The sequence below is a fragment of the Klebsiella sp. PL-2018 genome, from assembly GCF_019048985.1.
Classification (GTDB): domain Bacteria; phylum Pseudomonadota; class Gammaproteobacteria; order Enterobacterales; family Enterobacteriaceae; genus Klebsiella; species Klebsiella michiganensis.
The window spans coordinates 27,017-49,896 of record NZ_CP077675.1; the positions used below are offsets into that span (position 1 = coordinate 27,017).

Annotated in this window: 19 protein-coding genes and 9 pseudogenes; 18 read left to right on the forward strand and 10 right to left on the reverse strand. The window is 50.2% G+C overall.

Going from position 1 to position 22,880, the window contains the following annotated elements; translation table 11 throughout:
- Positions 1-11: 11 nt before the first annotated feature.
- Both MKleb_RS28455 and MKleb_RS28460 read left to right on the forward strand, forming a co-directional pair.
- Positions 12-1,106 carry a fimbrial protein gene (locus MKleb_RS28455; protein WP_217077040.1) on the forward strand — a complete coding sequence of 365 codons (1,095 nt, stop codon included), beginning with the start codon at positions 12-14 and terminating at the stop codon, positions 1,104-1,106.
- A gap of 10 nt (positions 1,107-1,116) precedes the next feature.
- Positions 1,117-1,851, forward strand: coding sequence for a fimbrial biogenesis chaperone (locus tag MKleb_RS28460; protein WP_217077041.1), 735 nt, complete (start codon positions 1,117-1,119; stop codon positions 1,849-1,851).
- A 62-nt stretch (positions 1,852-1,913) separates the two neighbouring features.
- On the opposite strand, the pseudogene MKleb_RS28465 reads toward MKleb_RS28460, so the two are convergent.
- A pseudogene (locus MKleb_RS28465) lies at positions 1,914-2,237 on the reverse strand (DDE-type integrase/transposase/recombinase); the annotation flags it as partial.
- A gap of 210 nt (positions 2,238-2,447) precedes the next feature.
- Here MKleb_RS28465 and MKleb_RS30335 point away from each other — a divergent pair.
- The gene (locus MKleb_RS30335; RefSeq protein ID WP_217077042.1) at positions 2,448-2,564 is read left to right on the forward strand and encodes a transposase; all 117 of its coding nucleotides are present in this window, start codon (positions 2,448-2,450) and stop codon (positions 2,562-2,564) included.
- Positions 2,565-2,744: 180 nt separating this feature from the next.
- On the opposite strand, the gene MKleb_RS28475 is transcribed toward MKleb_RS30335, so the two are convergent.
- Complete coding sequence (locus tag MKleb_RS28475) at positions 2,745-3,950, reverse strand: IS256 family transposase (protein ID WP_217077043.1); 1,206 nt, start codon at positions 3,948-3,950, stop codon at positions 2,745-2,747.
- Positions 3,951-4,064: 114 nt separating this feature from the next.
- Here MKleb_RS28475 and MKleb_RS28480 point away from each other — a divergent pair.
- The 3 genes and pseudogenes from MKleb_RS28480 to MKleb_RS28490 form a co-directional block, all read left to right on the forward strand.
- Positions 4,065-4,982, forward strand: a pseudogene (locus tag MKleb_RS28480) (IS3 family transposase); the annotation flags it as partial.
- 385 nt (positions 4,983-5,367) lie between these two features.
- The gene (locus tag MKleb_RS28485; protein ID WP_416381405.1) at positions 5,368-6,774 is read left to right on the forward strand and encodes a capsule assembly Wzi family protein; all 1,407 of its coding nucleotides are present in this window, start codon (positions 5,368-5,370) and stop codon (positions 6,772-6,774) included.
- Positions 6,775-6,895: 121 nt separating this feature from the next.
- Positions 6,896-7,128, forward strand: a pseudogene (locus tag MKleb_RS28490) (IS6 family transposase); the annotation flags it as partial.
- A 103-nt stretch (positions 7,129-7,231) separates the two neighbouring features.
- Here MKleb_RS28490 and MKleb_RS28495 read toward each other — a convergent pair.
- The 3 genes and pseudogenes from MKleb_RS28495 to MKleb_RS28505 all read right to left on the reverse strand — a co-directional run.
- Positions 7,232-7,720 (reverse strand): annotated as a pseudogene (locus MKleb_RS28495) (IS3 family transposase); the annotation flags it as partial.
- 34 nt (positions 7,721-7,754) lie between these two features.
- Positions 7,755-8,060, reverse strand: a pseudogene (locus MKleb_RS28500) (reverse transcriptase domain-containing protein); the annotation flags it as partial.
- A gap of 62 nt (positions 8,061-8,122) precedes the next feature.
- On the reverse strand, positions 8,123-9,328 hold the full coding sequence (locus MKleb_RS28505; protein ID WP_217077045.1) for an IS256 family transposase: 1,206 nt from the start codon (positions 9,326-9,328) through the stop codon (positions 8,123-8,125).
- Positions 9,329-9,434: 106 nt separating this feature from the next.
- On the opposite strand from MKleb_RS28505, the pseudogene MKleb_RS28510 reads away from it, so the two are divergent.
- The 9 genes and pseudogenes from MKleb_RS28510 to MKleb_RS28550 all read left to right on the forward strand — a co-directional run.
- Positions 9,435-9,623 (forward strand): annotated as a pseudogene (locus MKleb_RS28510) (integrase core domain-containing protein); the annotation flags it as partial.
- A gap of 52 nt (positions 9,624-9,675) precedes the next feature.
- Positions 9,676-9,772 (forward strand): annotated as a pseudogene (locus MKleb_RS28515) (IS5/IS1182 family transposase); the annotation flags it as partial.
- A 139-nt stretch (positions 9,773-9,911) separates the two neighbouring features.
- A complete protein-coding gene (locus tag MKleb_RS28520) occupies positions 9,912-10,517 on the forward strand; it encodes a LysE family translocator (RefSeq protein WP_217077047.1) in 606 nt (201 codons plus the stop codon).
- 148 nt (positions 10,518-10,665) lie between these two features.
- Positions 10,666-11,598, forward strand: a complete 933-nt coding sequence (locus MKleb_RS28525; protein ID WP_217077048.1) for an alpha/beta fold hydrolase — start codon at positions 10,666-10,668, stop codon at positions 11,596-11,598.
- 317 nt (positions 11,599-11,915) lie between these two features.
- Entirely contained in the window at positions 11,916-12,176 is a 261-nt protein-coding gene (gene repA, locus MKleb_RS28530) for a replication regulatory protein RepA (RefSeq protein WP_217077050.1), read from the forward strand.
- A 294-nt stretch (positions 12,177-12,470) separates the two neighbouring features.
- Positions 12,471-13,328 carry an incFII family plasmid replication initiator RepA gene (gene repA, locus MKleb_RS28535; RefSeq protein WP_217077051.1) on the forward strand — a complete coding sequence of 286 codons (858 nt, stop codon included), beginning with the start codon at positions 12,471-12,473 and terminating at the stop codon, positions 13,326-13,328.
- Between the two features lie 940 nt (positions 13,329-14,268).
- Complete coding sequence (locus MKleb_RS28540; RefSeq protein WP_217077052.1) at positions 14,269-14,775, forward strand: ProQ/FINO family protein; 507 nt, start codon at positions 14,269-14,271, stop codon at positions 14,773-14,775.
- Entirely contained in the window at positions 14,759-15,358 is a 600-nt protein-coding gene (locus tag MKleb_RS28545; protein ID WP_217077053.1) for a DUF2913 family protein, read from the forward strand. Before MKleb_RS28540 ends, MKleb_RS28545 begins: the two co-directional genes overlap by 17 nt.
- 45 nt (positions 15,359-15,403) lie before the next feature.
- The gene (locus MKleb_RS28550) at positions 15,404-16,066 is read left to right on the forward strand and encodes an HAD family hydrolase (protein ID WP_217077054.1); all 663 of its coding nucleotides are present in this window, start codon (positions 15,404-15,406) and stop codon (positions 16,064-16,066) included.
- On the opposite strand, the pseudogene MKleb_RS28555 reads toward MKleb_RS28550, so the two are convergent.
- From MKleb_RS28555 to MKleb_RS28565, 3 genes and pseudogenes are all read right to left on the reverse strand, one after another.
- Positions 16,059-16,457: pseudogene (locus tag MKleb_RS28555) on the reverse strand (DDE-type integrase/transposase/recombinase); the annotation flags it as partial. The gene MKleb_RS28550 and the pseudogene MKleb_RS28555 overlap by 8 nt on opposite strands.
- Before the next feature lie 179 nt (positions 16,458-16,636).
- A pseudogene (locus tag MKleb_RS28560) lies at positions 16,637-17,820 on the reverse strand (IS91 family transposase).
- 516 nt (positions 17,821-18,336) lie between these two features.
- A protein-coding gene (locus MKleb_RS28565; RefSeq protein WP_223274117.1) for an IS1 family transposase occupies positions 18,337-19,034 on the reverse strand; the annotation gives its coding sequence in 2 pieces (ribosomal slippage) (positions 18,337-18,785 and positions 18,785-19,034; 699 coding nt in all).
- Between the two features lie 99 nt (positions 19,035-19,133).
- On the opposite strand from MKleb_RS28565, the gene MKleb_RS28570 reads away from it, so the two are divergent.
- The 3 genes from MKleb_RS28570 to MKleb_RS28580 are packed head-to-tail and all read left to right on the forward strand — an operon-like array spanning position 19,134 to position 21,148.
- Positions 19,134-19,859: a protein mcbE gene (locus MKleb_RS28570; protein WP_217077055.1), complete on the forward strand. Its 726-nt coding sequence runs from the start codon at positions 19,134-19,136 to the stop codon at positions 19,857-19,859.
- Positions 19,856-20,584 carry an ABC transporter ATP-binding protein gene (locus tag MKleb_RS28575; protein ID WP_217077056.1) on the forward strand — a complete coding sequence of 243 codons (729 nt, stop codon included), beginning with the start codon at positions 19,856-19,858 and terminating at the stop codon, positions 20,582-20,584. The genes MKleb_RS28570 and MKleb_RS28575 overlap by 4 nt, the downstream gene beginning before the upstream one ends.
- A 3-nt stretch (positions 20,585-20,587) precedes the next feature.
- Positions 20,588-21,148, forward strand: coding sequence for a pentapeptide repeat-containing protein (locus MKleb_RS28580; protein ID WP_217077057.1), 561 nt, complete (start codon positions 20,588-20,590; stop codon positions 21,146-21,148).
- A gap of 341 nt (positions 21,149-21,489) precedes the next feature.
- Here the strand turns inward: MKleb_RS28580 and MKleb_RS28585 are convergent, their stop codons facing one another.
- Positions 21,490-22,080 (reverse strand): hypothetical protein, encoded by a 591-nt coding sequence (locus MKleb_RS28585; RefSeq protein ID WP_228740825.1) that lies wholly within the window; start codon positions 22,078-22,080, stop codon positions 21,490-21,492.
- Positions 22,080-22,727 carry a recombinase family protein gene (locus MKleb_RS28590; RefSeq protein WP_217077059.1) on the reverse strand — a complete coding sequence of 216 codons (648 nt, stop codon included), beginning with the start codon at positions 22,725-22,727 and terminating at the stop codon, positions 22,080-22,082. Before MKleb_RS28590 ends, MKleb_RS28585 begins: the two co-directional genes overlap by 1 nt.
- Positions 22,728-22,880: the final 153 nt, after the last annotated feature.

The window sequence follows — 22,880 nt, forward strand, 5'->3', positions numbered from 1 at the left end:
AGCAGTACAGGATGAAAAAAATTATACGTATCGTAGCGTGGTCTTTTCTGGCATTTGTAGGCGTGTGTGGATACGCGCGGGCGGACGGTACATGGGTAAATTGCAACAGAACCAATGGCGTTTATCAATACTTTTCTTCGACAACGATACTTGTTGGTAAAGATGCGGTTGTCGGGGATCTACTGGGCGGTTGGATGACATCATCCAATCCTACCGCCTGGACATGTAATCACGTCTCGCGGTATCAGAGTTACACTGTTGGGATGACGGCTCAGGCCGACCCGCCATATGTTGCAGTGGGTAGCACGCAGGTCGATGGTCAAACGTATACAATTTATGACACAACGCATAAACCGGGCCTGGGGTATATCGCCCGCTGGCGTTATACCATCCGAGGTCAAACCAGTGACTGGTTCCCCCTAAGGGGAAAGATTCCTGGCACCTATGAAACACCCGGCCCATTTTATAATGTCAACTATGACAGCAGTAACCCAACGTGGAATATTGGACTGGATGTGCAGGTTCGATTAGTGAAAACAACAAAATCCTTAACTGCTGGACCGGTGGTGTCGGCTATCGACCCCATTTATGTGCGCCATTACCAGAAATATGGATTGTCCTATTTTCCAGGTGGTGGGTCTTACATAATTGCTCAAAACCCTCTTGGTGGTGTGAACATCGTAACTGGAGGTACTTGTACGACTTCCGACGTGAAGGTTAACTTACCTCCGGCAGCACGATCTGAATTTACAGGGGTGGGTTACACCACTGCGAGAACGGATTTTAATTTATTGTTCTCAAAATGTCCGGCAGGGTTATCGAGCATCAGCTATTTGTTTACGCCGACCACAGCTATCATTGATAACGCCAACGGTGTTTTTGCGCTGTCGAGCACCTCAATGGCGAGTGGCGTAGGAATTCAACTGTTGAACGATCAGAATATCCCTCTGTCGTTTAATACGGCATATCTCCTGACGGATTATGATCCGGGTCAGGACAATGCGACTTATACTCTGCCACTGCGTGCAGGTTTATATCAGACAGCGAAGAATGTTTCTTCTGGCGATGTCAGCGGTGCAGTGACATTCACCCTTGTATATAAATAGAGGAGAGGGCATGGCGAAACACCTAAGATATATTCTGAACTACTTCCTGATTTTACTTTTATTGCCGTCATCGGCTATGTCGGCAACGTACATTAGTCACACACGAGTGATAATTAATGAAAAAATGCGCGATACATCATTTACTATATACAATGAAGGGCTGAAACCCGTTTTATTGCAGTTGTGGACTGAAGAAGACAATATTTTTGATCGTCCAGAGGAGCTTATAACACCGTTTATCATTTTACCTCCGATTTTTCGGCTTGAAGGAAAAACATCTCGCGCGGTGCGGGTACAGTTTACTGGCGATCAACATACATTACCTGATGACAGAGAATCTTTATTCTGGCTAAACTCGCTTGAAGTCCCTCCATCGGTTGGAGGTAAATCGGATAAAGGCGCGCTACAGATAGCTTTTCGTACTCGGTTGAAGTTATTCTGGCGGCCTACTACGCTGGCAGCAATCACCCTTGAGGAAAGTATAAAAGAATTAAGCTTCTCATTATCTGATTGTGGCGGAAAGCGCTGCCTGTTAGTACAGAATAACTCGCCTTTGCACGTAACATTATTGGATATTACGCTGAGTGATGGTACGGAACTAAAGCAAATACCTGATGATGGACTTTGGGCTCCATTGTCAGCAAAAACGATTTTTTTACCAATAAAAACAAAAGAGAAGGTCACAGTTAAGGCCCTCTCATGGATAGATGATTATGGCCATATCAATACCTATCCCCCCCCATAATGCTCTGTCGGGTTCTGTCGCATTAATGTCAAAGAGGGGGAGGAAGTTGCACTGACTGTTTTTCAGGCAACCAGCAGATAAAATTGTTCTGCCGGTGACATTCCATCACCTGCCGGATGTTGATACTGCCCTTCGCATATCATGTGGAGCAGCTCAATGCCTGCCAGCAGGGTCTGCGCACGGCGAAACGATTTAAATCCAAGCATCTGGCGAATTCTGCGTTTGATATTCCGGTGATCCTGCTCAATCAGATTGTTCAGATACTTGCTTTGCCTGATGGTGATGATTTCCTCTGCGGGTTTGCCGGCATTGAGCGTGGCCAGGGCGAAGGTATTGGCGCCACTTTTATCGATGGTCACCACTTCGGGCTCGCCGTGGTGGCGTAAGCGTACAGCGCGAACCGTCTGGTCATAATCTGATGTATTCGACAAAGTGGTGTCCACCAAATAAGTAGTGGGAACCAAAGTGTCAGATATGCAGAAAAATGTGATCCCCGGCAGGCGTAAGGGCTGCCCTAATTATTCTGTAGTGGCACACTGAATTTGGCCACCTGAGTAGAGGTGATATGCTCACCTCAACATCTTACAGGTGAACCAATGAGCAAAATATTTACTGCTGAATTTAAAGCCGAAGCGGCAAAACTGGTCCTTGATCAGAACTACACTCACGGTGAAGTGGCTAAAGCGATGAACCTCAGCCTCTCGCTGGGTTAAATCGTTACGTATGGAGCGCCAGGGGAAAACGCCCCCGGGGCTGCCTCTGATGCCTGAGCAGACGGAACTCAGGAAAATGAGAAAACAAATACAACGCCTTGAAATGGAAAATGAAATCCGGTCGAGTCTGTCAAGGTGGTGTAAATTCAGATCCGGCCTTCCGGTCCGGTAATATGTCTGTTAAGCGCTGAGTGGCAGCGCCTCGATTACTTCAGTTTCAGCGGCCTGGTCTATCTCCGTCATAGTATGTTGTGGCAGATAACGGTTCTGCAGCAGCCATTCCTCGTTCTGTTCCGTCAGCACGGCCCCCAGAAGTCGGGTTATGCTCTCTTCATTGGGGAAGATGCCCACTACGTCAGCACGCCGCTTCACCTCTTTGTTCAGGCGTTCCAGTGTGTTGGTGGAGTGGATCTTCACCCGATGCGCTTTAGGGAAGCTGAAGTATGCCAGCACATCTGCTTCGGCCTCGTCCATCATCTCCGTGACTGCCGGATTGCTCTTCTCCAGTTGACCGGCAACCTCACGCCAGGTGGCATGGGCGCTTTTCTCGTCGGTCTGCACGAACACCTGTTGCAGTGCCGCACGTACCACCGACTGGTTCGCCCTGCTGACGCGGCTCAGCACGTTGCGCATGAAGTGAACCCGGCAGCGCTGCCAGCTGGCGGAGAACACCTGCTGTATCGCCGCCTTCAGACCGCTGTGCGAGTCGGAGATGACCATCTTCACGCCCTCCAGACCGCGCTCCTTCAGGCTCAGCAGGAAGGCCAGCCAGAACGCTTTGACTTCTGACTCGCCGATGCCCATTCCGATAATTTCCCGGCGTCCGTCCAGGTTAACCGCGCAGGCGATTATAACGGCCACGCTGACCACCCGGCTGTTCTTGCGCACTTTCACGTAAGTCGCATCCAGCCACAGGTAAGGCCATTCCCCCTCCAGTGGTCGGTGCAGGAACGCCTGTACGCGCTCATCTATGCCACGACAGATGGACGACACCTGGCTGCGGGAGATGCCGGTCATTCCCATCGACTGGACCAGCGCGTCAACCTTGCGGGTGGAGACGCCGTTTATCCACGCTTCCTGGATAACCGCATTGAGCGCTTTCTCAGACAGCCTGCGGGCTTCGAGGAAGGACGGGAAGTAGGTGCCTTCACGCAGCTTCGGGATACGCAGGTCCAGCGTACCGAGCCGGGTGTTGTACTGACGGTCACAGTAGCCATTGCGGTAAGTCTCCCGCTCATCACTGCGTTCATGGGGCTTTGCGTTAATACGCTGTGTGACATCGGCTTCCATGATGCGGTTGAGCATAAATTCAGTGAGTTCACGCAGAAAGTCCTCACCGCCGAGTTGCATCAGGATATTGCTGAATGTCATGCTGTTGTCAGCCATCGGTTGACTCCTTTTCAGATAATGTCTTAGTAACCATTACCTTACCGGATAAGCCGATGGCTCTCACCATCCTGCTGAATTTACACCACGCCCTAAGACTCTACCTGAAATCCTAAAAAAGGCTACCGCGCTCTTGATGTCGGACTCCCTGAAAAGTTCACGATAATCGACAGTCTGAGGGCGCACTACCCGGTAGCGCCATTGTGCCGGCTGTTCGGTGTTCACCGAAGCAGTTATCGTTACATTCGTAAAAATGGCAGGGATTCTGACGCTGAGCGGGCCGTCAAACGGAGTCTCGTCAGTGAAGTCTGGAATGCCAGTGGTGGCTCTGCTGGCGCGAGAAGTATCGCCACGATGGTCAGCGGCCGGGGCGTCAGACTCGGGCGATGGCTTGCAGGTAAGCTGATGAAAGAGCTGGATATCGCCAGTTGTCAGGCCCCGGCGCATAAATACAAATGCGGCGGGAACGAACACGTTGAAATACCTAACCATCTCGACCGGCAGTTCGCGGTAACAGCGCCGGATCAGATCTGGTGCGGCGATGTGACCTATATCTGGACGGGAAAATGCTGGGCTTATCTGGCCGCCGTGCTGGATCTGTTCGCCCGTAAACCTGTGGGCTGGGCGATGTCGACGTCGCCGGACTCGGCCCTCACGGTCAAAGCGTTGCAGATGGCCTGGGAGCATCGGGGGAAGCCAACAGGAGTGATGTTCCACAGTGACCAGGGCAGTCACTATACCAGCCGCCAGTACCGGCAGGCTCTGTGGCGCTGTCGAATAAAGCAGAGCATGAGTCGACGCGGTAACTGCTGGGATAATGCCCCTATGGAACGGTTCTTCCGAAGCCTGAAGACCGAATGGGTGCCGACGAAGGGCTATAACAGCTTCAAAGAAGCTCAGAGCGCGATAATCCGCTACATCACGGGCTATTACAGTGCCATCCGGCCCCACTGGTATAACGGTGGGTTAACGCCAAATGAATCAGAGCGGCTGTTCCACGAACAGTCAGGTCGTGTGGCCAAAATTAGTTGACCACTACAGTGCGGTTCAGAATCCTCTTCTGAGTGGCTTTCATACACTATTATCTGAATTTTTTCAGATTTAAAGATTCCACCGCCAGTTGTGACATAAACACCATGCAGCACATATCCACTTTCTTTGTCAGTTAGAGCAATATACACTCATCCCCTCTCAGCGCCAGAGTCAGAGTCTCCTCCTGCTCTTTATGAGCGACTGACTGAGAAAAAGTGTCCTGTTTAGCTTGCCCAGTACAGTATCCTTGTATGGAATAAAACCTGTTGGGATAGGCTCTTAGTTATTTTCATTACCATATCCGATTAAAGTAAAAAAATGTAAGTCTCAGACGAGAAATAATGGAATTGAAACGATGAAATACTTTGCACATAAAGTGCTCTCAATGGCGTTTGCCGTTGCTGTTAGCTCCTCTAGTTTCGCCTCTGGCCTTGTCCTAGCCGATAACGAATTCCGCAATGATTTAGCCTGGTTATCCGACCGCGGAATCCTTTCCTTAAGTTTGTCTACCTGGCCTTTGAGCGAAGAAGAGATTAACCGCGTGTTGGCCAATGCTCATCCGACTACATCCGCAGAGCGGGTGGTTCTGAGACGGGTAAATCAGCGTTTAAGGGCGCTCAAAGCCGAGGTGCGCGTTACCGGTTATAGTTCCACTGATAAGCCGGGAACCCCGCAAGGGTTTGCCCAGTCTTACCCCGCTGACCAGTCGCTTTCTCTCGCTCTGAACAACAGCGGTGAATGGTGGGATCTGCATCTGCAGGGCAATGTTGAAGGCGACAAACGCATCGACAACGGTTCCAGGGTTAACGCCAACGGCGCATACGGTGCGGTAAAACTGTGGAACCAGTGGCTGGCGTTCGGGCAAATCCCGCAGTGGTGGGGACCGGGTTATGAAGGGAGTTTGATTCGCTCCGATGCCGCGCGTCCCATGACCGGTTTTCTTCTACAGCGTGCAGAACAGCGTGCGCCAGAAACCTCATGGCTAAGCTGGATTGGCCCGTGGCAGTATCAACTTTCTGCCAGCCAGATGAACCAGTACGTCGCCGTACCGCATACTCAAATCTTCGCCGGTCGTCTGATGTTTTCACCGTTCACCTTTTTGGAATTGGGAGCTTCGCGCATTATGCAGCGGGGCGGTGAAGGACGCCCTTCGTCATTCAGTAGCTTCTGGGATGGCCTGACCGGCAATGATAACACCGGCGAATCGGCCGACGATCCCGGTAATCAGCTGGCCGGTTTTGATTTCAAACTCAAGCTGGCGCCAACTCTGGGCTGGCCGGTGAGCGTGTATGGTCAGATGATCGGCGAGGATGAAGCCGGATATTTACCCTCAGCTCATCTGTATCTTGGCGGCGTGGAAGGTCACCATCAGTGGAATAACAACGCGGTTAACTGGTATCTGGAGGCCCATGATACCCGCTCGAATATGGGACGCACCAACTACATCTATACTCACTTTATTTACAAAGATGGGTACTACCAGCAGGGCTATCCGCTGGGTGATGCCATGGGTGGCGATGGGCGCCTGTATGCCGGCAAGGTAGAACTGGTGACCGAAGACAATCAGCGCTGGAGCGCGCGGCTGGTCTACGCTGAAGTCAATCCGAAGAATCAGCGAATCAATAAAGCCTTCCCGCACGCCGATACGCTCAAGGGCGTACAGTTGGGCTGGAGCGGTGATGTCATGCCGACGGTACGCCTGAATACCTCCGTGTGGTATACCGATGCAAACCACAGCGCCAGCGACGATGTTGGGGCTAGCATCGGCATTGAACTGCCGTTAAGTTTATAATCCGAAAACGCATAATGACGCAGATTTAGTAGCTCTGTTGCATTAAGCATTTGTCAGGTAAAAGGCTCTGTCGCATTAAGAAGTGGTCAGATAACATACTTTTTTTCGATGTTACCTGACTATGCCGCTGATCCGAAAAGCCTTCAAACGCTGCACTATCCTGTCGATATTATTGCTCAGTGTGTTCGCTGGTTTCTGGCTTACTCACTCAGCTTGGAAATCTGGATGAGATAATGGTTGAGCGTGGGATTATAGTCGTTCATTCCACGCTTCACCGTTGAGTCATTTATCTGGCTCCGCGTCTGGATAAAGCATTTCGCCCGGCATAAACGTGCCGTGGGACGCCGGTGGCGTGGATGCAGGAGAGAAACCCGGCAGAAGCCCGTCAGTTGCTGACCAACACAGACTCTGCAGAAAACCGCGAACAGGTGGCTGAGCGCGTGAAAGGGTGTAGTGGTCAACTAATACTGGCCACCACATTAGACTGTAAGTAGTACAGTCGTTCAGATTCGTTTGGCGTCAGACCGCCGTTATACCAGTGAGGCCGGATGGCACTGTAATAGCCTGTGATGTAGCGGACTATCGCACTTTGGGCCTCGTTGAAGCTGTTGTACCCCTTCGTTGGCCCCCATTCGGTCTTCAGGCTTCGGAAGAACCGTTCCATAGGGGCGTTATCCCAGCAGTTACCCCGCCGACTCATACTCTGCTTTATCCGACAGCGCCACAGTGCCTGCCGATATTTACGACTGGTATAGTGACTCCCCTGGTCGCTGTGGAACATCACGCCGGTTGGACGACCTCGCAGCTCCCGGGCCATCTGCAACGCTTTGACCGTGAGTGCCGCGTCCGGCGACGTCGACATGGCCCAGCCCACCGGTTTACGGGCGAATAAGTCCAGCACCACCGCCAGGTAAGCCCAGCATTTACCCGTCCAGAGTAGAGTAAGAGGCTGGGCGTAGTCGGACTATTTCCCTGCCTCTCCTCTCCGCAGTACTTCGGCCCTGCTGGATGCTGTGATTCCAGTACCAGCGATCCTTTCGGGCTTTTCCGCTCAGGTAGCATGCATGCAGATACTGATCGAACTCATTGCGCATGATGTTCGACAGCAATGGCGAGATCACACCGCCCTGTGGCACGCCTTCGCTGGCCGCCCGAAAGAGACCGGCATCAACATGCCCGGCCTTGATGGTTTTCCTCAACAGGCTCATAAAGCGGGCATCACTGACCCTGCGGCGGACGGCTTTCATCAGCAGTCGGTGATGTACGGTGTCGAAGTAGCTGGACAGGGGGCGAGTCTGTCAAGGTGGTGTAAATTCAGATCCGGCCTTCCGGTCCGGTAATATGTCTGTTAAGCGCTGAGTGGCAGCGCCTCGATTACTTCAGTTTCAGCGGCCTGGTCTATCTCCGTCATAGTATGTTGTGGCAGATAACGGTTCTGCAGCAGCCATTCCTCGTTCTGTTCCGTCAGCACGGCCCCCAGAAGTCGGGTTATGCTCTCTTCATTGGGGAAGATGCCCACTACGTCAGCACGCCGCTTCACCTCTTTGTTCAGGCGTTCCAGTGTGTTGGTGGAGTGGATCTTCACCCGATGCGCTTTAGGGAAGCTGAAGTATGCCAGCACATCTGCTTCGGCCTCGTCCATCATCTCCGTGACTGCCGGATTGCTCTTCTCCAGTTGACCGGCAACCTCACGCCAGGTGGCATGGGCGCTTTTCTCGTCGGTCTGCACGAACACCTGTTGCAGTGCCGCACGTACCACCGACTGGTTCGCCCTGCTGACGCGGCTCAGCACGTTGCGCATGAAGTGAACCCGGCAGCGCTGCCAGCTGGCGGAGAACACCTGCTGTATCGCCGCCTTCAGACCGCTGTGCGAGTCGGAGATGACCAGCTTCACGCCCTCCAGACCGCGCTCCTTCAGGCTCAGCAGGAAGGCCAGCCAGAACGCTTTGGCTTCTGACTCGCCGATGCCCATTCCGATAATTTCCCGGCGTCCATCCAGGTTAACCGCGCTGGCGATTATAACGGCCACGCTGACCACCCGGCTGTTCTTGCGCACTTTCACGTAAGTCGCATCCAGCCACAGGTAAGGCCATTCCCCCTCCAGTGGTCGGTGCAGGAACGCCTGTACGCGCTCATCTATGCCACGACAGATGGACGACACCTGGCTGCGGGAGATGCCGGTCATTCCCATCGACTGGACCAGCGCGTCAACCTTGCGGGTGGAGACGCCGTTTATCCACGCTTCCTGGATAACCGCATTGAGCGCTTTCTCAGACAGCCTGCGGGCTTCGAGGAAGGACGGGAAGTAGGTGCCTTCACGCAGCTTCGGGATACGCAGGTCCAGCGTACCGAGCCGGGTGTTGTACTGACGGTCACGGTAGCCATTGCGGTAAGTCTCCCGCTCATCACTGCGTTCATGGGGCTTTGCGTTAATACGCTGTGTGACATCGGCTTCCATGATGCGGTTGAGCATAAATTCAGTGAGTTCACGCAGAAAGTCCTCACCGCCGAGTTGCATCAGGGTATTGCTGAATGTCATGCTGTTGTCAGCCATCGGTTGACTCCTTTTCAGATAATGTCTTAGTAACCATTACCTTACCGGATAAGCCGATGGCTCTCACCATCCTGCTGAATTTACACCACGCCCTAAGACGCTACCTGGCATGGCCGAACGGTTCGTGAAAACGATGAAAGAAGACTATATCGCGTTCATGCCAAAACCGGATGTAAGAACAGCACTGCGAAACCTTGCAGCAGCGTTCACGCATTACAATGAAAACCACCCGCACAGCGCGCTGGGATATCACTCCCCAAGGGAATACCGGCGGCAGCGGGCATCGTTAACTTAAGATACAAAAGCTGTCCGGAGATGGCGGGTCAAGATCACTTTGGTCGCCTGAACGCATAGCCACACGTTACGAAAAAAACGGCGAGGAATTATCTGGCGATGGTTAAACTGGGTTGTATCAGACTGTTTTACAAAAGGTTATGCAATTAAGGGACACAGCCTAGCTTCCGCTCTCAGTCGATGCCACGGCCGACAGCGCCACCATGGTATTTCTGGCGCAGGAGAAGAAACCATCTAAACAAGAATAATTACGGTATAATGAGTAGATATTCACCACAGGAGGGTAAATGTGATTGAGCCTGTTTTTATCACATATTGTGCCACCATTTTTATTGCGTCTATAATTCCGGGGCCTTCAATGATGCTCGCTATGAATACCTGTCAACAGAAACACGGATTAATGCTGGGGAATATGGCGGCACTGGGGAATGTGGTTGCGTCTCTTCTACAGGCGCTGATTTCTTTGCTGGTTATCTATACTATTGGCGGGGTCAGTGACGGGCTAATGGCTGTTGTCAGGACTGCTGGTGCTGGGTACATCATTTATATCGGAGTTCGCTTGTTTATAGCGCCACGTATCGATGCCGATGATAATGGTGGAATCAAGACACAAATGCTAACGGCATTTAACCAGGGGTTTTTACTGGCCATTGCCAATCCGAAAGCGATTATCTTTTTCGTCGCATTTTTCCCGTCATTCATCAAAACAAGTTCGTCTGTGGCGAGCCAGACAGTGATAATCCTTCTACCTATAGCTCTGATTGCCTATGTGTGCTTCCTGGCGTATGCCATCGCGGGGCGCGTATTAAAAAATCTGTTTACTAACAGTATCTGGCTGACGCGAGCTTTTGCTGTGGGGATTATGGCTACTGGCGTAAGTATGTTTTTCATGTAGAAGGCTATCTTGTTGTTTCCGGTGGTGTAAAGATAGCTCATCCGGTCGCAGGCTTACCCGGTACAGGCAGAACCGGTAGTTTGTTTGTTTCCGGGATTTTGCAGAATGCTATACATTGGGCCCAGTTTTATTAACAGGTATCTATGACGTGATTGACTTCACCCGTTTTGTCGAACGTTATGAGCAGCTTAACGCCTCGTTACCGTCCTCTGATTACACCTCTGAAAGCCTGTCCAATGAGTTGAATATCAGACTATTTGACTCAAAAACATCTGCGGATGAGATTCTTATCGTTTACCACGGAGGTGGAGTAAACTCTGATGCAGGCTACGATATTCTGGCGCGACAGTTGAGCCAGGCTCTACCCGCCTGCGTTTATCTTGTAGATATCCGTGGTCACGGCCGCTCAACGGGTCACAGAGGGGATGTTTCCAGCCCGGAACAAATCTGGCAGGATGTTGATATAGTCATTGACTATGCCCGGGCTTCCTTCGCCAATGCCAGAATTCATTTGCTTGGTCATTCAAGCGGTGGTGGTATGCTGATAAATTACTTTACTCAACACTCTTCACCGAGGGGTATTGAAAGCCTGATACTGCTTTCCCCTGCACCAGGCCCCTTCTCACCACCAAACCTGAACCGGAATTTTTCTGTTCCTTTCGCATCGGTAAACCGCTGGCCTTTCATCATCAACGCACTGAGCGCAGGTCTCTTCTGTGGGCACAGCACTGGTGTAAGACTTCATTTTCCTCAGGAACTTATCAAATCGAGACCAGATTTTGTTCAGTGCTATAGCGTAAATATGGCAAACGCCCTTACCCCACGAAATCCGTTAAAGCAGCTAAAAAGAATTTCTGTTCCGGTAGCGATTATGCTTGCGGAGCATGATGAATTGTTTGATGCGAACCGAATGGATGAATTTTTCAGAAGCTGTGGAAATCCCGAAGTGAGCAGCCGAATTATTGAGGGGTGTTCGCACCTTGACTGTATTTTCGGATTAACGCATGTCGTGAGGGAACATTTTACCACACTCAAGTCCCCTGTGCCTGGAACCGGCGCAGCAGGAGCAACGTCGCGGTAGCATCATTCCAAGAGAGTGATATCCGTTTACGAAAAAATGGTGTCATAACCTGCGGCAAAATAACATAACCACTCCAATAACTGACGCCACCCCAGAGCGGTGTTGTCCAACCCCAGAGTCGCGCAGAAGCAAGTTCTGCACGTCACCTGCGTTAGCAGTAAAGGTCATTTCGCCAGTGACCTGAAACGCAAAACCTTCATTTTCACGACCAAAAAAATTGGTGAAGTGTGCGCCAACACATTTCACGCGATAGCCCGTGGCTGAAATCTGGTGTACCCTCTGGACATTATGTCTATTAATTACATGGGGAAGCTGAGATGTCGCAGGCAGAAAATGCAGCCGCAACCTCATCAAAACCGAAGCGGTCTTACCAGAAAGGCAGGCCGATGACTGATTATGAGAGGAAACGGGCCTCACTTATCCGAAAGAGCGAAACCCACAAGAATCTGAATATTTATATCCAGAATTCTTTAAAAGATTCTCTCGTGAGTTTTTGTGAGGAGGATGGTCTGACTCAAGCTGAGTTTATTGAACAACTGCTAGAGCAGGAAAGTCTTAGGCGCAAAGAATCGCTGTGACCTTATCACAATCTTGCTAAAGACAGCTTCGAGTGATAGATTGCTGTTCGTGAAATGAATTAACTGGCGGGCCACGCCATAAGGTGGCAGGAAGTGGGAACGGGAAGTTTTACCGGCCCATAAAAAACGAAACCCCGATAATCTTTTGAGTTTGGCGACTGGAAGATTAACGGGGGTCTCTCATAAACTGCATAGAAGCTGTTGCTCTATGCGGGGAGTATATGAATATGGAAAACAGAAATCAAATACTGTCTACCGATTTACTCCTTCTGTGCAACATAAGCGCAGAAAGGCGTGCCACATAATCAGGTATTTAGCCCACATTACAGCCAGGTAAAAAATCCGCATCCGGCGTTCACCTCGCGTGAAAACCGGAAGACGCTGCCGTTCTGTCAGAAGCTGATGACGAAGGCCGAAGGCTTCACCTCCCGTTTTGATTTTTCGATGCATGTGGCGTTCGCGCGTTCGCTGGGCGAGCGTAAGCGTAAGCCGCCGGTGCTGCGTCGTCGTGCCATCGATGCGCTGCTGCAGGGGCTGTGCTTCCACTACGACCCGCTGGCCAACCGCGTCCAGTGCTCCATTACCACGCTGGCCATCGAGTGTGGCCTGGCGACAGAGTCGGACTCCGGCAACCTGTCCATCACCCGGGCGACCCGGGCGCTGCATTTTATGGCAGAGCTGGGCCTTATCACATACCAGACCGAGTATGACGCCCAGACAGGCTGCAACCTGCCGACCGATATCACCTTCACCCGGGCGCTGTTTGACGCGCTGGATATTTCCGAGAGCGCTGTACTGGCTGCGCGACGCAGCCGTGTGGAGTGGGAGAACAAACAGCGTAAACAGCAGGGCCTTGAGGCACTGGAAACCGACCAGCTGATAGCAAAAGCCTGGCGCTACGTCAGGGAGCGCTTCCGCACCTGGTGCGGGGAGCGCCGCGAGCACGGCCTGAAACGCCGTCAGGCACGCCGTGACCAGGACCGCAGCCGGAAAGATATTGAGGCACTGGTCCGGCAGCAGGTGACGCGTGAGATGGCTGCAGGGAAGCTGGAGTGGAATCTGGACTCCCTGAAGCGTGAAGTGGCGCGACGCGTCAAAGAGCGCATGCTGATGTCCCGGAACGGCCACTACACCCGACTGGCCACAACATAACCCCATCCCCCCGAATTATCCGGCTGACGCCGGAGGCCACCCCACGCCTGAACCTCGCCGCCGCACAAAAATCAGCCACTCAAACGCGCATCCACACGCCATGACGTCAAAATCCCGGCCTCACCCCCCACCAAAACCCGCAGATTTCACACAGCATCACCGTCAATTTCCGTTATCCACTCATAACTGCAAGGGAATTTCTCACTAACCACAAAACGAGAGCCGCAGTAACTGCCAGACGAGAGGCTTACAAGGTGCGTGATTCCCTTTAAACCCCTGCTCTATAGTTCATATAAAGAACTTAAATACCTTCGTCTAAGGGGAAAACCTGTCCGTTCCCGGCCCTGTGGACAGGGAACAAGCCCATTAAGTGCCTCCCACCGCAAGCGGCGGGCCCCGTTCGCGCAGACCGTCGCAAAACACCTTTCATCACCACCCGGAGCAAACCCAAACCGTGCACAGCGGCAGCAACAGCGCCGGAACCCACCACTGAAAAGCCCCGCCGCCCCCGGCCCGCAGGGCCGGGAATGACGTCGCTTTTAATGATGGATGTTGTAACTATAGATTTGTGTGGCTGTAGGAGGTGTTGCTGTGGGGTTTGGTGTACACGCCCGTAAGCGGCCCTGACGGCCCGCTAACGCGGAGATACGCCCCGACTGCGGCTACGCCTTGCCGTGACCACTCCGACAGCGCACAGAAGCTCTGGTGAGATTATAAGATGGGTTGACTGGGCTTTGCAGTGAGGGGAATTATTACGGCTGAAGCCGTAATGCTTTTTTCGTCCTCGCTTCGCTGCGGGGGTCTCCGGCGCTCTGCGCCTCCCATGCGCTGACGCGCATCTTAAAACGGTTTCCGTGCTCAATTCTCACTTATATTTATTATGTAAATCATTGTGTTATGGTAAAATATAAGCGTTATTCCCCTGCACCCGGAGCCGCTGATGCCTGAGAAAAAAGCCCCTGTGATTGTGGTTAAAAAATCACGACTGAAAGTGACTGAGCCTGATGCCGTGCCTGCGAAAATCAGCACGGAAGCCGTGACGGCAGAGACTGCTCCACGTGAGGCGAAGCCGCTCAACAAAGAGGCCCGGAAAAGCCGGGACAAAATAGCTCTTTTTGTCAGGACATTCCCCGCCCTGTGGCCTGAGTTTGATAAAGGGATTCTCCGTCCCATGAAGGTGGGTATCAAAGAGCAGGTGAAGGCGTACATCGAAGCCAACCCGGACTGCGGAATGACGTTCGGACAGTGGATACAGGCCGTCATGGTGGTCGTCAGCAGGATTCAGTATCATCGATGCGTGAGAGAAGGAGAAACCCGCTACGATATCTACGGTGAACCTGCAGGTATCGTCACGGCAAAGGAAGCGGCATATGCCCGCCTTCAGGTGAAGCGCATCAAAGCCAGACTGGATGCAAGGGAGAAGCAGAATCATGTCACAGCTGAATAAAGCCGGGGACCTGGCCTGGTGTGGGCTCGTCGCCCTGGCGCTGGCTAAGCGGGACGGCATCGTACAGTCCGCCTCTCAGGAAAATCTCTTCCTGACCCGCTGGCTGGCCACGGCACTGAAACAGCGCCGCTTTCCCCGCAGCGTCAACCCGGATATCGAATGGCTGCTCGACCAGGGGCGAACTCTCGGCATGAAGGCCCGGCTGCCTGAAAAACTCGATTACCTCTGGCGTTCCTGTAACGGAAAACTTTGCGACCAGAATGACCTGTTCCGCCTGACCTACGCTTTCGAACTCGCCAAAGATGCTGGCTGGGTTTATAACCTGCTGACCGACCGTGAGTGGACCGGCCGCTACGCGGTGAAGCTGAACGCTGGCATTAACGGCATTTACGCCCTGCGCAGCGGCATTGATAATGGCTTTGATGCAAACGGCAGGGTACGCTATCCCCTGGCAGTTCGCATTACCGGAAATGTTGAGGCCGTGACGGAGCTGTTTGCCACATGTGGCTGGGCGGTGACCCCGGATGATGAAGGTAATGTTCAGCACGCTTACAAACTGGTTATCCCGAAAGCAACGTTGTAGCCAATGTTTACCGCTGTTCGTTAGCTTTGAAAAGGATACACCTGTATGAATATCACGCCCGACAACACGCTCTCTGTATTCGATTTTGACGGCACGCTCACCCGGCATGACAGCTTTATACCCTTTCTTCGTTTTGCCTTCGGCTACAGAGTATTTACCCGCCGCATTATCAGGATGGTGCTTCCTGCGCTTTCTTGTCTGACCGGCAGATTAACTCGTGACGAACTGAAAGGTATTCTGGTGGAAACATTTCTGACTGGCGTCGAAGCTGCCTGGGTAGCTGAACAGGCTGAACGTTTTTGCAAACGTTACTGGAACCGACTGATGCGCCCGGCTGGGCTCCTGGCCGTTGACGCCGAGATAAGTTCAGGCGCTATTGTCACACTGTGTTCCGCTTCACCCGTGATAATTCTTCGGCCATTTGCACAAAGGCTGGGAGTGAAGCTGACCGGCACTGAACTGGAGGTTGTCAACGGTCAGCTTACCGGACGTATCATCGGGGCTAATTGTCGATGCATTCAGAAAATAATCCATCTGGAACAAGAGTACGGCCCCCTCACTCACTACCATTTACGTGCGTGGGGTGACTCCCGTGGTGATTACGCTCTGTTGTCAGCAGCCGACACCGCACACTGGCGACACTTTCACCCAGCGTTTCTGCGAAGGAAGTACCCGCTCATGATAACGAGCAGTGTAGTGGTCAACTAATTTTGGCCACACGACCTGACTGTTCGTGGAACAGCCGCTCTGATTCATTTGGCGTTAACCCACCGTTATACCAGTGGGGCCGGATGGCACTGTAATAGCCCGTGATGTAGCGGATTATCGCGCTCTGAGCTTCTTTGAAGCTGTTATAGCCCTTCGTCGGCACCCATTCGGTCTTCAGGCTCCGGAAGAACCGTTCCATAGGGGCATTATCCCAGCAGTTACCGCGTCGACTCATGCTCTGCTTTATTCGACAGCGCCACAGAGCCTGCCGGTACTGGCGGCTGGTGTAGTGACTGCCCTGGTCACTGTGGAACATCACTCCTGTTGGCTTCCCCCGATGCTCCCAGGCCATCTGCAACGCTTTGACCGTGAGGGCCGAGTCCATTGATAGGAATTAAAACCCGAGACTGAACAACAAATAACCACCATTTTTGACTCCCGGCCAGCGCTGACGGAGGCTAGGTGATTGTTTACTTCAATCGATAATCTCTGATTTATCGATAACGTCGATTAGCTGAGCGTTTTTTAAACTTTCCCTGCGCTGCGGACGGATCTTCCCTGCATCCGCGCCTAACCGCACATTTTCATCTGCGCCAGCTGCTCATGCCGGGCCATCAGTTCCGCAAGCCGCAGCCCCCGTTTCAGCCCGCCGAAACACATTATCTTCCCGCACAAAATGCACGCCAGTGGGTCCACTTTCAGCAGCCGCTGGTACAGCCCCCGCCATGTCACCTTCCGCGCCGTTTTACGCTGCGTCTCTGTTAACAGATACACGACTTCCAGCACGGCCCGCTTTGACGGGCTCAGAAAACCGTAATACCGCACCATCCGGAACCGCTTCTCCGGCACATGCCAGGAGAAGCGCTCCATAAACTCATCCCCGCTCAGCGTCAGCGTCTCCTCCTGCTTTGTCCGGTGACTGCGGTAGCGCATGATAATTTCATCCCGCCCGGCGTAGTGCTCCAGCCGGCTCATCGACACCGGGGGCTTCTTAAGGTAAGCCCCGAAGTACATCGCCACGTGCGTGGCGTTGTCCATCACCTTCGACACCCGCACATTCCATTTTCTCCTGTAGTGCCGGTCCAGAAAGCGATTCCAGTCCTGCCTGCTGCGACTTTCTGCAGCCAGGGTTGCCGGTATCTCCAGCCGCCAGAATTCCCGGCGCAGCAGGTCAGTGATACGCCAGCGCCACATCGGCATCACGTTGCGGGCGTAAAACTGCACTTTCTTCCAGGTACTGGTGTCAGTAATCCCGCCGGCCGTTGTGGAAAGGTGAATATGCGGATGCCACTGCTGGTCGCGCCCCCAGGTATGGATGACGCTGAAGCAGCCCGACAGAAAGTCGCCGCGTCGGCCGGTTTCCAGGATAACGTCTGCCGCGAGGCGGCTCATTTCGGCGAGCAGCCAGCGGTTATGGTCTATCAGGGGCCAGAACTCACAGGGGAGGGTGAAGGTGATGTGCTGCCATTCACCGTCGGGCACCAGGGCGAGAAGATACTGTATCCAGACTTCGCCGGCTTTTACGCCGCAGTGTGGGCAGGAGCGGCTTTTACAGCGAAAACAGACGTTTTTGAGTGACCACATCCGGGGTCAGGGCATTGCCAGCATGTGTATCCCATGAGCGTGGTGCTGCAGGCCATGATTTTAGTGACGGCCTCAATGACAGCGGGACGAACAGAACCTTCAGGCTGTTTGTGAAACCAGCTAAGCCAGCGGTTGCCTTGCTGAAAGATATCGGCGAAGCGGGGAAGCATAATCATTTCACAGAAGAAGTGGGAGCTGAGGTTATAACAGTCGCCGCAGGCCATAACAAGTCGCAGCCGTCAGGCTGCCTACTTGATGTACTGCTCCGTCAACTAAACAGTGGCATCAGTCTACCATCGCCAGATCTTTGCAACAGTGCCTTATTTTCAATATGTCGTTCTGGCTAACCCGATGAAAAGTAGAAGTCCAGCAATAATTATCATGATAAGGGCAAAGCGAAGAAAGGGCATCCATTGCTTATACTCTCTGGCATCGGCTTCACGAATCAGTTTTTCGACGTCTGTTTCATTTTTTTCGGGGTTTTCTCTTTCCAGTATATGGCGATAATGTTTTCTCATCCCATAAACAGAAAACTGAAACCAGATGAGCATGGCTGGATATACAACAACTACTGTTCTTGTTATATCTCTCGGAAATGAGTTTTGCCCCGGAAGGAAATAATCATATACTCTAAAGAAAAATAAAATAAAAAGAAGTGATATGCCCGCCCCGGTAATGACTCCAACTTACTGATAGTGTTTTATGTTCAGATAATGCCCGATGACTTTGTCATGCAGCTCCACCGATTTTGAGAACGACAGTGACTTCCTGCCCAGCCTTGCCAGATGCTGCCTCAGATTCAGGTTATGCCGCTCAATGCGCTGCGTATATCGCTTGCTGATAACGTGCAGTTCTCCCTTCAGGCGTGATTCATAAAGCGGCCAGCCATCCGTCATCCATACCACGACCTCAAAGGCCGACAGCAGGCCAAGAAGACGCTCCAGCGTGGCCAACGTGCGTTCACCGAATACGTGCGCCACAACCGTCCTCCGTATCCTGTCATACGCGTAAAACAACCAGCGCTGGCGTGATTTAGCGCCGACGTAACCCCACTGTTCGTCCATTTCCGCGCAAACAATGACGTCACTGCCCGGTTGTATGCGTGAGTTTACCGACTGCGGCCTGAGTTTTTTAAGTGTCGTAAAATCGTGTTGAGGCCAACGCCCATAATGCGTGCACTGGCGCGACATCCGACGCCATTCATGGCCATATCAATAATTTTCTGGTGTGTACCGGGCTGAGAGGCGGTGTAAGTGAACTGTAGCTGCCATGTTTTACGGCAGTGAGAGCAGAGATAGCGCTGATGTCCGGCAGTGCTTTTACCGTTACGCACCACGCCTTCAGTAGCTGAACAGGAGGGACAGCTGATAGAAACAGAAGCCACTGGAGCACCTCAAAAACACCATCATACACTAAATCAGTAAGTTGGCACCATTACCAACAAAGAGAATCTAAAATGGTTCCATCTCCGTAAGGATATATTGTGGCAACATTAAGAATGACGATTATTTTTTTAATGGAACAAATCAGAACTCCTTTTAGCATAATATGGACTATTATGTCTCCAACCGTGTTGTTCTTTTTTCTGCATTTCAATGAAATTGAACAGCATTTCGGTGATACATTATGGCTGAGGCATCAGATATCGTGGTTCGTAGGATATATTTCATTTTCTGTTGTTCTTTTTAATTACTGTCTGTATCTGACAGGCAGAAGAGAAAGTGGTTTTATTGCTACCTTCGTCCACAGTATAGAGGGCCGTTTGTTGTTTATTCGTTCTCAATTGATGGCTTCTCTTATCATGTCAGTTACGTATGTGTTATTTTTTATTACAGTCGTATTCATTGGATTCCAGGCACGGCCAGACTATCAGACGGTTATATTAATTTTAAAAACTATATGCATAAATGTGATGATGATGATTTCACTGACGTTTATGGCATCATTCCGTGTGACTTTCCAGACAGCCAGCACTATCTATTCCGTGTTGATAACGGTGTGTATGGTTTTAGGGATCGTATCATTAAAATATAACGATGGACTAGTTTACTGGATTAATATCATAAATCCGATTGCCATATACTCCACACTTCTCCAGCCAGGCATTGAGTTATCGTACATCACTATTTTAGTCTATGGCCTCATGTTTATCATAAGTCTGATTTCAGCGCTGACCTTCAAAACAGAACCAGTGTGGAGTTCTCAATGACCATACCACTTTTAGAAATAAACTCACTTAGCTTTTCATACAAAGGCCATCCTCCTGTATTCAATAATCTGTCGCTTGAAATAGAGCAGGGAGGACTGATAGGTCTGCTTGGTGAAAATGGGGCCGGGAAAACTACCCTCTTTAACATAATAAAAGGGGGAAGCGACAATTATGAAGGTTCTGTCAAACGTTACTTCACTGGTGGTGAAATGGTAAGTCTGCCTCAAGTGATAAATCTTTCCGGGGCGCTTAGAAATGAGGAGGTTTTTGATCTAATTTGCTGTTTTAATAAATTGACCAAAAAGCAGGCGTGGGCAGAACTTAACAGTAAGTGGAATGATGATTTTTTTATCCGGTATGAAAAAATAAGACATAAAAGAACCTATACGGTAAGTTATGGTGAAAAACGATGGCTTATAATATCCCTGATGTTAACTCTCTGTAAGGATGCCCGTTTCTTTTTGCTGGATGAACCAACGGTTGGTATTGACATTCAATACAGAATGATGTTGTGGGATCTTATTAACGAAATTGCCGCTAACGGGAAAACTATTTTTTTCTCAACACATATATTTGATGAACTTACCAGAGGATGTATTCCATTCTATATGTTGTCTAGGAATGGTATTAAGCACTATACTGATATGGATAATTTCATGCATGTAAACAACGAAAATACGCCAGAAAAGGCTTTTATCAAAGAAATTATGGGAGCAGAGGGTTGATTGATGGAGATTAATGGTAAAAAAATAACAAAAAGACAACTGAATGAAGCGAAAATATCGAATGCTAGCTACTATAATTGTATTTTTGAACGTATTCAACTAGACAATATAAATCTTCGCGATTGTGAGTTTGAAAATTGCCTGTTTATAAACTGCTCATTAAAAACCTTGAGTCTCGATTTTTTTAAACTTATTGATTGTGAGTTTAAAAATTGTTTACTGCAGGGTGTGAACGTCTCTGATATTATGTTCCCCTGTACGTTTTCTCTTGATAATTGCGAAATGAGATTTATTGACTTAGTCGGTTTGCGATTGCAGAAATCAAGTTTTTTATTTACAAAGTTCAGAGATTGTTTATTTGAAGAAACTGATCTCCGTAAATCTGATTTCACCGGGTCGGAATTTTATAATACCGAATTCAGGCATTGTGATTTATCTTGCTGTGACTTTTCATTGACTGATGGCCTTGATATAAATCATGAAATAAATAAGGTTTCTTCTATGAAAATCCCTCAGGATGCCGGTTTTAAAATCCTTAAAAGGATGGGGGTTATTATTTCATGATTCCGGTTGAGTATTAATAATTTACTCAGTGCGATATTTATTAAAGTTATTTCATATTTCAACTATCGTCATAATTAGCGATATTAAGAATAGTAATTAACAAACCTAGGTAAATTATAAAATTATTTCCATGTGAGATTGGGGAAATCTTATGTATTTAAAATCATATAGTTAGGTTTTTTAACGTACGTTTTGCTTCCATTGACCCTCAACCCACTTAGTAGCCCCTAAAAAGGATCCATAAGAGATCCTTTTTAACAATTAAACCTTAACGTAAGTTTTCGTTCCACTGAGCGTCAGCCCCAAGTAAAAAACATTTTAAATACAACATGTTAATACCATTATCGTACGTTTCCGTTCCGTTGGACCTCAAACCCCTTATTTAACAGAAAACTGCCGTCAATCTGTTCGCCCTTCAACCTGAATGCGCCTTTAGGGGATAGATAGAAGGCGGTAAATAGTTCGTTAAGCCATAATTCAAAGCTATGTCCCCGTTGGTGAGGCGGTTGGTTATGGAGGGTTTCCAGACCTTTAAGAAAATAATTATTATCGATGCCGGTGGGGACGATCAATGCAGGCGTTTTGCCGGCTGCAGCAAGACTGTCTGCCCCCTGAATTTTGGATATCAATCTACCGTAGACAGCATCATCCTGAACAGTGATCACGTTATCAGGTATTGTTTTCCTGTATTCCCAGAGTCGAGTGACGACTCTAAGAACTGTTTCCCTGTCATCTTGCTTCAAAAGGCAACGCAATCGCTTCATTTTTGAGTCGCCATCTTTCCGATAGATGTCGTTGTCTATATCAATTGACAGCTCAGATTCGAAAAACTCGCGCATCGATTTATTTGTGAAATTCAGTACATAGCCTGCATTATTTGGGTCTTCAAAAAGCTGATTTATATTTTTGATATCACTTTCTGTAAATTTCATTATTTATTACCGTAGATTGTAGTCTGTCCAATCTGACTGTTTTTACAGACGCGAATAACAGTCATTCTGGAAACTCCAGCCAATCGAGCTGTCTCATTTATCGATTTTCCGTTTTGCAGGCGTAACGTTCGTATTAGTTCATGTTTAGCCTTATCTGCCTGCCGACCAGCATACTTACCTTCTAATCTGGCTTTTTCAACACCCTCTTTCTGTCGTCGGCGACGATCCTCATAGTCTTTTCGAGCGATAGCGGCCAACATGTCCAGCATCATGCCATTAACAGCCCGCAGCATACTTCTCGTGAAGTCATCCGAAGCAGCATGAGTAAGAGCAATATGACTGGTAGGAAGGTCAAGACTAATGACCGATAGCTCCTTTTCAAACATACGTCGTTTAAGTGTGTCCCAGTCACTATCACTGAGGCGAGAAAGGCGATCTACCTGCTCAATCAGAATCACATCACCTGATTCCATATCAGACAGCATCCGATTTAGTTCCGGACGGTCGAGCGATGCTCCCGATGCGTTTTCAACATACCAGCCGGCAATACGTTGGCCATGATGCGCCGCAAATTCCTTCAGCCTGTTTTTTGCGCGAAGCGCATCCTGTTCAATTGTCGACGCGCGAAGATACGCATAAATGTACATTTTATCGCCTTCGGTAACTTTTAAGTGGTATTAGAATTTTAAGTAACTTTTGAATAGTATCTTAGCAGGGTTTTAGATTCTAAGTCGCTAGTATATTTTGGGGATACCCCAATGTGACTGGTTGACGCGCCCGCCGGGCCTGTCCAACCCTTC